The 8,384-nt window shown below is 60.1% G+C and carries 8 protein-coding genes; 6 read left to right on the top strand and 2 right to left on the bottom strand.

What is annotated here, in order from left to right; genetic code table 11:
* Positions 1 to 37 precede the first annotated feature (37 nt).
* Entirely contained in the window at positions 38 to 1,378 is a 1,341-nt protein-coding gene (locus ACTJJN_RS14245; protein ID WP_088513587.1) for an MFS transporter, read from the bottom strand.
* Positions 1,379 to 1,673: 295 nt separating this feature from the next.
* Here ACTJJN_RS14245 and ACTJJN_RS14250 point away from each other — a divergent pair, with 295 nt between their 5' ends.
* The gene (locus ACTJJN_RS14250) at positions 1,674 to 2,603 is read left to right on the top strand and encodes a helix-turn-helix transcriptional regulator (protein WP_012053423.1); all 930 of its coding nucleotides are present in this window, start codon (positions 1,674 to 1,676) and stop codon (positions 2,601 to 2,603) included.
* Positions 2,604 to 3,214: 611 nt separating this feature from the next.
* On the opposite strand, the gene ACTJJN_RS14255 is transcribed toward ACTJJN_RS14250, so the two are convergent.
* Positions 3,215 to 4,537 (bottom strand): hypothetical protein, encoded by a 1,323-nt coding sequence (locus ACTJJN_RS14255; RefSeq protein WP_235784400.1) that lies wholly within the window; start codon positions 4,535 to 4,537, stop codon positions 3,215 to 3,217.
* Positions 4,538 to 4,691: 154 nt separating this feature from the next.
* On the opposite strand from ACTJJN_RS14255, the gene pcaQ reads away from it, so the two are divergent.
* The 5 genes from pcaQ to ACTJJN_RS14280 all read left to right on the top strand — a co-directional run bounded on the left by pcaQ (position 4,692) and on the right by ACTJJN_RS14280 (position 8,207).
* Positions 4,692 to 5,624: a pca operon transcription factor PcaQ gene (gene pcaQ, locus ACTJJN_RS14260; RefSeq protein WP_014861548.1), complete on the top strand. Its 933-nt coding sequence runs from the start codon at positions 4,692 to 4,694 to the stop codon at positions 5,622 to 5,624.
* A gap of 286 nt (positions 5,625 to 5,910) precedes the next feature.
* Positions 5,911 to 6,663, top strand: a complete 753-nt coding sequence (locus ACTJJN_RS14265) for an FKBP-type peptidyl-prolyl cis-trans isomerase (RefSeq protein ID WP_012053420.1) — start codon at positions 5,911 to 5,913, stop codon at positions 6,661 to 6,663.
* 288 nt (positions 6,664 to 6,951) lie between these two features.
* A complete protein-coding gene (locus ACTJJN_RS14270) occupies positions 6,952 to 7,389 on the top strand; it encodes a YkvA family protein (protein ID WP_010952766.1) in 438 nt (145 codons plus the stop codon).
* Positions 7,390 to 7,503: 114 nt separating this feature from the next.
* The gene (locus tag ACTJJN_RS14275) at positions 7,504 to 7,842 is read left to right on the top strand and encodes a helix-turn-helix domain-containing protein (RefSeq protein ID WP_004577645.1); all 339 of its coding nucleotides are present in this window, start codon (positions 7,504 to 7,506) and stop codon (positions 7,840 to 7,842) included.
* Positions 7,839 to 8,207 carry a hypothetical protein gene (locus tag ACTJJN_RS14280; protein ID WP_003252539.1) on the top strand — a complete coding sequence of 123 codons (369 nt, stop codon included), beginning with the start codon at positions 7,839 to 7,841 and terminating at the stop codon, positions 8,205 to 8,207. Before ACTJJN_RS14275 ends, ACTJJN_RS14280 begins: the two co-directional genes overlap by 4 nt.
* The last annotated feature ends 177 nt before the right edge of the window (positions 8,208 to 8,384 follow it).

An 8,384-nucleotide genomic window follows, 5' to 3' on the forward strand; every position in this document is an offset into this window, starting at 1 on the left:
CCGCGAAGAGGCCGGTACCGTCAATACACGCCTTGGCTCAGCCCGCAGCCTTCAGCTCGATGCGATACAGCTTCCCAAGCAGCAACGAGTAAGACAGTGTGCCCATCAACGCCACACCACCGATGAACCAGAACGCCATGGCGAACGAGCCACTGGCGTGCACGATCGCGCCGATCACGATCGGTGTGACGATGCCGCCGATGTTCGCCGCCAGGCTGGTAATGCCGCCGGTCAGGCCGATCAGCTCCTTTGGCGCCACTTCCGAGACGGCAGCCCACGACGACGAGGCGATGCCCTGGGCGAAGAACGCCAGGGTCAGCACGGCGATGCACAGCACATTGGAGTCGGTGAAGTTCACCAGCACGATCGACATCCCCAGCATCGAGCCCACCACCAGCGGCAGCTTGCGGGCAAACGACAGCGAGTAGCCCTTGCGGATCAGCAGGTCGGAGACGATGCCCGCCAGGAGGATGCCGACCGTGGCACCAATGAACGGCATGACCGCGAAGATGCCGACCTTGATCAGCGTCAGCTGGCGTTCTTCGATCAGGTAGGTGGGGAACCAGGTGAGGAAGAAGTACAGCGCCGAAGTGCTGGCGAACTTGCCCAGGCAGATCGCCCAGATCTGGCGATAGCGGAACAGCTCGGAAACCTGTCGCCAGTCGAAGCGGGTACGTTGCTGGCTGCTCTTCACCAGGCCACCACCGTGCTCGATATAGGCCAGTTCCTCCTTGCTGACCTTCTTGCAGTTCAGCGGGTCGCGGTACAGCACCAGCCACACGACGCCGAACAGGATGCCCACCAGGCCGGTGCTGTAGAACACGTGGCGCCAGTCATAGGTGGTCGCCAGCCACAGCAGCGCGCCGGTGAACAGCGCGGTGCCCAGGTACTGGCCACATACGTAGATGCTGCTGGCCATGCCGCGCTCGCGGGCGGGGAACCATACCGTAACCGCACGGCTGTTGGCCGGGAAGGCCGGGGCCTCCATGGCGCCGACCGCCAGGCGCAGGCCGAACAGCGAGGCGAAGCCACTGGCCAGGCCCTGGGCCACGGTGACCGCCGACCAGCTGATCAGCGACACGCCATAGGTCAGGCGCGAGCCGAAGCGGTCAGCAATGAAGCCAGCCGGTACCAGGGCCAACGCGTAGGTCCAGGCGAAGGCGGAGAAAATCAGGCCCATCTCGACCTTGTCCAGGCCCAGGTCTTTGGCCATGAACGGCGCGGCGATGGAAATGTTCACCCGGTCGACGTAGTTGATGATGGTCGCCACCAGCAGCAGCGACAGCATGAACCAGCGGCGGCGGGTAGGCAGGCGCTGGGCAGGGGCCGCGTCCAGCGTGTACGACGACGCGGCGCGGGGGGTAGGCGTGCTCGACATGAGTCGACCTCGTTTGTTGTTGTTGGTAGAGGTTGGGCTGCAGTCCCTTTTCTAAGGTGGTCGTACAACGCGGTGAATGCAACGGGGTATTTAGACCGTTTTTTTCATTGGAGGCGGGGCAGTGCTGTGCTGTCCAAGAAATTTCTCAGCCGGGGTTTCGCCTGAAATATTGGTTGAATAGCGCATTCTCAGAGGGCTGCGTGGATTTGCGGTTGCGCAGGTTTTTGCATAAGGGGTTAAATTGCAGAGTTTGGACGTCGTACAACTTAAAGCGCCTGTATCCCGGAGATTGCCCATGCCCCCCAAGCGCGAGGTTCCGACCTATGTCATGCAGCAGCGCAGCGAGCTGATGGATTTCTACATCCGCGACCAGCGCGGGCGTCCCGCCGAGACCGCGCCGCATCGTCATGAGTACTTCCAGATCCAGGTCAATCTCGGCGGCGACACGGTGCAACACATCGGCAGCGTGCAACGCCCATTCAGACGCAACACCCTGGCCTTCATCCTGCCTCACCGGGTGCATGTGATCCCGCATCCGGAGGACAGCGACTTCGTGGTGATCAATTTCTCCCAGACGTTCCTGCTGCCGCACCTGGCCTGCGACCCGATGGACCTGGAGGAAGTGTCGATCCTGCAGGCGCCGGAGCTGTCGCCGTTCCGCTTTCAGGAGCATCTCGACTTCTACCTGAGTGAGCCGGACTTTGCCGAGGTACGGCAAACCCTCGAGCGCATGCGTGCGCTGGATGCCAACCGCCGTTTCGGCACCCGCGAAATCCTCAAAGGCCTGTTGCTGCAGCTGATCGGCCAGGTCTGTGGCCTGTATGCCGAGCCGCTGCGCGAACTGGCCGACAGCAACGCTGCCCAGCTCAGCCGCCGTGCTGCGCTGGGCCGCATGAGCGACTACCTGCGCCGGCATATCGACGACCCCGACCTGAACCTGCAGAAAGTCGCTGCCGCCACCTACCTGTCGCCGACCTACCTGACCCACTGGCTGCGCAAGGAAATCGGCAAGACCTTCAGCGAGCTGGTGCTGGAGCGGCGCATGCACGCCGCACGCAACTACCTGCTCAACGGCAGCCGCCCAGTGGGCGAGGTGGCGCGGCTTTGTGGCTTTGCGGACGAAGCCTACTTCTCTCGACGTTTCCGCCAGATCCACGGCCTGCCACCTGGCCAGTTCCGACGCCAGCAACGCGACCCGGATACGCCGCAGGCGGCAATGCTTTAAGCCTGCCCGCTTCTGCCGTGGCGTACTACTGGACCGGTCTCAGAGAGAGGGCGAGCAGGCAGAGGAGTCGGTAGCCCTGCTGTACGTCTTGCCCGCTCACCAGCATGCGCTGGTTGTCGGTATCGACTACTACCGAATTCTCGGCGGTATGGAAACCATCCTGCGGCGAAAACGCGCCCAACTGACCGTAGCCATAGGGGGGGTAAAGCGAGTGTCCAGTTGGCCGCTTGAGTGGTAGCGCACCGCCATGTTGAAGTCATAGAAACCACCGTAACCGATCAGGCCACCCTCGGCATTCTTGATTCGGACCTGGTATTGAGCTCCACTCACAATAATCGCTGAACACCTATTGAGCGATGCTTCGCCAGGATCGGCTACTGGCAGAGGTGACAGGTGCGTCAACGATCTGGACATGCAGGGCAGCCTGGCCGGGGCGGCCGATATCCTGTCGAGCACTTAAGTCTTGATACGCGTTGATGCTGCGTTGAAAACAGCCTCGGGATGTCGGTTTACAGCCCGTAAACTCCGCTTCCTTGGCTGTTTTCGCATTGCCTGAACTTCGTCTCAAGACTTTCATGCAGTCTCTGGTGAAGTGCCAGTTAGTCTCATTTTTATTGCTTCAATGAGACGGCAATGACACAAGGGGTGGAACCCGTCTGTATTTCCCGCCCCGCTACGAGTAGGCGTTGGCTTTCTGGCATTACCGTCGCGGAATGGCTGTTACCATAGAATCCTGGTTGCGACCCGATTGCCGTAAAAACACCGTAACCATTCGGCGGCACGAATGTAGTATCAAGTTGGCCGTCCAGACGGTAACGCACCGCCATGCCGCGATCGAGAAATGAACCATAACCTACCAGTTTTCCATCGGCCTCTGTCATATAGTCCCAACCACCCTCAATGGGGAATAATACGACACGACCCTCGTTGAATTCTTTAGCAGGTTTTCCTGTGTAGTCTAGCCGATAGATCATGGGAGTACTGGTCCCTTCGGACCACACCTGGCCGTGGACGGTGATGCGCTGACTGGCGTTATTTAGCGTGAAATCATAAATGATAATGCCAGGCTTTGACCAATAGACCCCGTTGTCAGCGAAGCGCTGGTCGAGCGCTCCGGACAATGTCAGTGCTGCGATTCCGTTTATGCTCGACGAATCGTTGAAATAGCGCGTGTAGATGATGATGCGCACCTTCTCACCAACCTCCAGCATCTTAGGCGCCCCAATGACATAACGGAGGTCCGGAATAAGATCTTGCATCTTGAGGATGCCTAGCTTACCAAAGCTCTGGCGTGGGACACCTTCATGGGTGAGCACGAAAAGGATGGGAGCGTTTTCAAGGGAACCTGAGAAGATATAGTCGTTCTTGTAAGTGGTGAATTGGTAGAGCGTGATATCTTTAAAATTGAAAAAATTATTTAGGATGATGTAGCCGTTGTTGCTGCCGAAATCAGTATCTGGCTTTCCGTTTGGCTTAAGCTTCCACAGGTGGGTGAAGCCTTGGGTTCGATCAATCATAGTGAGCAGGATGTGACCCTCCGCATCCTCGGCCATATGAGAGAAACTATGATAATCAAAAACTGTGCTCAGGTCAGTCAGATAGACAAGACCTGTTTTGTTGAAAGACGTATCCAGCTCGCCATCTTTTAAGGTGCGCGCAATGAAAGGTTTCGTGCCGTTGTGGACGCCTCTCAAGTAAAATCGCTCGGGATAGTAGTTGCTTGCCAGGATTTGCGAAACCGCGTTTCTAGGATCCGCGATAGGCTCGCCGATGTGAAGGTGCCCTTTGTCGGCATAGGTTACGTCAATGGGCGCCTTGAGTTCCTGACGCTCGCCTTGGTAATCACGGGGGGTGTGTTGAGTCTGGGCAAAAAAAACCATATTTGGATGCATGATATGACCTGTCACTTGGGGAAGTGGTTTTTGCGATCTCATTTAATGCGATCCGGATGGTTGTGGGTACTGGCAAAAATGATAGGCGTTGGTGGTCGATGGATAACGATCCGGTCCTGGAGTTTGGGCTGCAACGGGGAGCACGGGGCGGCAGACCTGGATACGCCGCAGGTAGCGATGCGGTAAGCTTGCTGCCATGAACCTCGACACCCGCATCAAATACCGCCACCTGCTGTGCTTCCTGGAGATTGCCCGGCAGGGCAGCCTGGCCAGGGCGGCCGATAGCCTGTCGATCAGCCAGCCGGCGATTTCCAAGACCCTCAAGGAGCTTGAGGACCTGCTCGAGGCGCGCCTGTTCGAGCGCAGCCGCCAGGGTGTCGAGCTGACCCCGGCCGGCACCCGCTTCATGCGTTACGCCGGGCCCAGCGTGCAGGCGCTGCGCGATGGCGTCAGCAGCCTGCGCGGTGAAGCGCGGGCGCCGTCGCAGGTGCGCATCGGCGTGCTGTCCACGGTCGAAGGCCTGCTCATGCCTGAGGTGCTGTGCCGCCTGCATCAGCGCCATGAAGCGCTGGTGATCAGCGTGGTCACCGGGGTCAGCGCGCAGTTGCTTGGCCAGCTTCACCTGGGGGAGCTGGAACTGGTGGTGGGGCGCATGACCGACAGTCCGCAAATCCAGGGGTTGTCGTTCGAGCACCTGTACAGCGAGTCGATGAGCCTGGTGGTGCGCCCGGGTCACCCGCTGCTGGCCAGCACGCCCGTGGAGCGGGGGCAGGTGGGGCGTTACCCGCTGGTGCTGCCACCCGCTGGCACCACCATCCGCCAGCACGCCGACAGCCTGTTCGTGCAATGCGGCATCCAGATGCCGGCGCAGCGCCTGGAAACCCTGTCGCTTGCCCTGAGCCGGCGCTACCTGCTGGGCAGCGATGGCCTGTGGGTGGCGCCGCGTGATGCCGTGCTGCTCGACCTGCGCCGTGGCGAACTGGTCGAGCTTGACCTGGGGGGGCGCGAGCCGGGAGGGTCGGTGGGGATTTGCCGCAATGCCGCCTTGCCGTTGAGTTTGCCGGGCCAGTGGGTGGGAGAGGTGCTGCGGGAGGTGGCGGGGGAATATCGAGAGGGTCGGTATCCTTGAGGTTTTCGGGGGCTCCCTGACCTGTTTTAGCCCCTGTGAAAAGCGCCGATCACCCCGATGTTTCCGACCTCAGAACCTGCAGAAATAAAAAGCCACAAAAGCCCGGCAAACCCGGCACAAAGGGTCAATACTGGCCAATGGCTGTAAAGCTTCGATGAAGAAGCTTTTAATGACTGAACTTCCTTACGAAAACCCGCTCCTATGCCGGTAGCCATTGGTCATGGCCGCCTGATAAGCTCGCGGCTTTACCCTGATTGCCCTCATGGCGCATGAACAAGGAAATAGCATGAAACAGCATCGTTTGGCGGCTGCGGTTGCCCTGGTAGGCCTGGTACTGGCTGGCTGCGATCAACAAGCCAGCAGCCCCGAGCTGAAGACTCCGGCGCAGAAAGCCTCCTACGGTATCGGCCTGAACATGGGCAAGAGCCTGGCTCAGGAAGGCATGGAAGACCTTGATTCGAAAGCAGTCGCCCTCGGCATCGAAGACGCCGTTAGCAAGAAAGAACAACGCATCAAGGACGAAGAGCTGGTAGAGGCCTTCACCGCATTGCAGAAACGCGCCGAGGAGCGCCTGGCCAAGGCCAGCGAAGAAGCCGCCTCCGCCGGCAAGAAATTCCTCGAAGAAAACGCCAAGAAACCAGGCGTGGTTACCACTGCCTCGGGCCTGCAGTACGAAGTGGTCAAGAAGGCCGACGGCCCGCAGCCCAAACCGACTGACGTGGTCACTGTCCACTACGAAGGCAAGCTGATCGATGGCAAGGTCTTCGACAGCTCCGTCGAGCGTGGCAGCCCGATCGACCTGCCGGTCAGCGGTGTGATCCCAGGTTGGGTCGAAGGTTTGCAACTGATGCACGTCGGCGAGAAGTACAAGTTGTTCATCCCGGCGGAGCTGGCCTATGGCGCACAAAGCCCAAGCCCGCTGATCCCGGCCAACTCGGTACTGGTGTTCGACCTGGAACTGATCGCCATCAAGGATCCGGCCCAGTTGCAAGGTGCCGAGCCGCAGGCCGACGCCCCTGAAGAAGCACCTGCCAAGTAACATTGGCTGGTTGTCGGAAACGCCCCACATTGTTGGGGCGTTTTCGTTTGTGCCGATTGGACGAACCTGCAACAGCTGATACTGTCCGAGGAAATGCAGCGTGAAGAAGTAGGATGTTTCTGACGCAAATCGTTTGCGGCGCAGGTAGTCATGGCGTGAAACGACTGTGTAAAAAACGCCCGATCTGACCGGGCCCCTTGCCTGGCAGGCACCTGGGGTCGGAAACGTCGCCCTGTTCACAAGGTTATCCACAATAAATGTGGATAACCTTTTCCTCTCGGAGGCTCCATGAGCGCACCCTGGAATTTTGCCCGTTTCCTGCCGTTGGCCGAGCGCCTGCTCAGCCGCGGTCGTTTGCCGGCCCTGCTGTTCGCGGTGGCGCGCAAAGGCCCGCGCCTCGGCCAACTGCGTGAAGACGTGAAGCTGCTGCAGTCGCTGTGCCTGGCCTGGTGGAGGGGGGAGTACCGCGCCATCAGCCCCAAGGCACTGGTCACTGTCGTGGCAGGCCTGCTGTATTTCGTCAGCCCCATCGATGCCATCCCTGACTGGTTGCTGGGGGTGGGTTTCCTCGATGACATCGCGGTGCTGGGCTGGGTGTTGAAAACCGTGGCCGACGAGTTGGCGCGCTTCAAGGCCTGGCGCGATAGCCAGGCACCCGAGCGGCTGCGCGTGGTCGAGCGCCTGCCGGCTACCCCGGAAGCGCTGCGGCTGGAGCGCAACAAGTAATGAAACCGGCCTGAATCTCACCTCAACTGCACAGACCTCGGAGTTGGTAATATAATTGGCATAAGGGTTATGCCTACGGATTACATGCTGTAATCCTTTTTAAAGGGGTTTGTAATGGGTATTCAGGTCATCAGCCGGGACGGTCAACCCGAGTACGCCGTCGTTCCCTGGGAGCAATACCAGGCGTTGCTCAGCGCTGCAGGGCAGGCACCTGCCGAGGCGGTTTCCAGTGAGGCGCAGGGCGTTGCTGCCAGTGCGCCCCTGCCAGCCTTCAGCGAAGTCGCCCAGATTCGCCAGGCCAAGGGCATTGCCCCTGAGCAACTGGCGCGCAATGTCGGGGTGAGCCCGGCGTATCTGGCCATGATCGAATCGGGTGAACGCCAGCCAGATGCTGCCATCCGCCGCGCCCTGGCCTGGCATCTGGGGGTGGCTGGCTGGAGCGAGCCATCATGAGCCAGGTCAGGATCAGCCGTCAGCACTGGGATAACCTGCTGGGCGAGCTTGACCTGGCCCGTCGTCAACGTCATTTGCTGACATACCGAGCGCTGATCGAGCGCTTGCAGCTACCCAGCCCGGCCATGCAGACACTGACTGCCGCGCTGGAATACCTGGCGGTGCTGGATGCCCGTGCCGAACAGCCATTGCGCAGTTCGCTGGTGATCAGCCAAGGCGCCAGCCGTTTGCCGCGTACTGGCTTCTTTGAGTGTGTCGAGCGCCTGGGGCGGTTTACCGGGCCGGTCGATGGCATGGAGGCCGCCTCGTGGCATGCTTCTGAGGTGGTTCGGGTGTTCGAGTACAGCTATCCCGAAACGGCCTGAAGCGTTACCCATTCCAGCCTGTTCGCTACAGGTGGTGACCCTGAGCGAAAGGGCCGGGCCTGCTGGCCAATTTCCACCCGTCGTTCAACGTTGCCGCCGCTACCGTATTCGCGGGTAAACCCGCTCCTACGCAGATCGGTGGTGGCCACACATCGGGGGTTGGAATCAGGCTGTTGT

This window comes from Pseudomonas sp. 22515 (genome assembly GCF_052044625.1).
Lineage (GTDB): Bacteria > Pseudomonadota > Gammaproteobacteria > Pseudomonadales > Pseudomonadaceae > Aquipseudomonas > Aquipseudomonas alloputida.

Excerpts from the sequence above, each read along its gene's own strand:
- ACTJJN_RS14245 (WP_088513587.1), bottom strand. The coding sequence starts at position 1,378 with ATGTCGAGCACGCCTACCCCCCGCGCCGCGTCGTCGTACACGCTGGAC.
- ACTJJN_RS14250 (WP_012053423.1), top strand. The coding sequence starts at position 1,674 with ATGCCCCCCAAGCGCGAGGTTCCGACCTATGTCATGCAGCAGCGCAGC.
- ACTJJN_RS14255 (WP_235784400.1), bottom strand. The coding sequence starts at position 4,537 with ATGAGATCGCAAAAACCACTTCCCCAAGTGACAGGTCATATCATGCAT.
- pcaQ (WP_014861548.1), top strand. The coding sequence starts at position 4,692 with ATGAACCTCGACACCCGCATCAAATACCGCCACCTGCTGTGCTTCCTG.
- ACTJJN_RS14265 (WP_012053420.1), top strand. The coding sequence starts at position 5,911 with ATGAAACAGCATCGTTTGGCGGCTGCGGTTGCCCTGGTAGGCCTGGTA.
- ACTJJN_RS14270 (WP_010952766.1), top strand. The coding sequence starts at position 6,952 with ATGAGCGCACCCTGGAATTTTGCCCGTTTCCTGCCGTTGGCCGAGCGC.
- ACTJJN_RS14275 (WP_004577645.1), top strand. The coding sequence starts at position 7,504 with ATGGGTATTCAGGTCATCAGCCGGGACGGTCAACCCGAGTACGCCGTC.
- ACTJJN_RS14280 (WP_003252539.1), top strand. The coding sequence starts at position 7,839 with ATGAGCCAGGTCAGGATCAGCCGTCAGCACTGGGATAACCTGCTGGGC.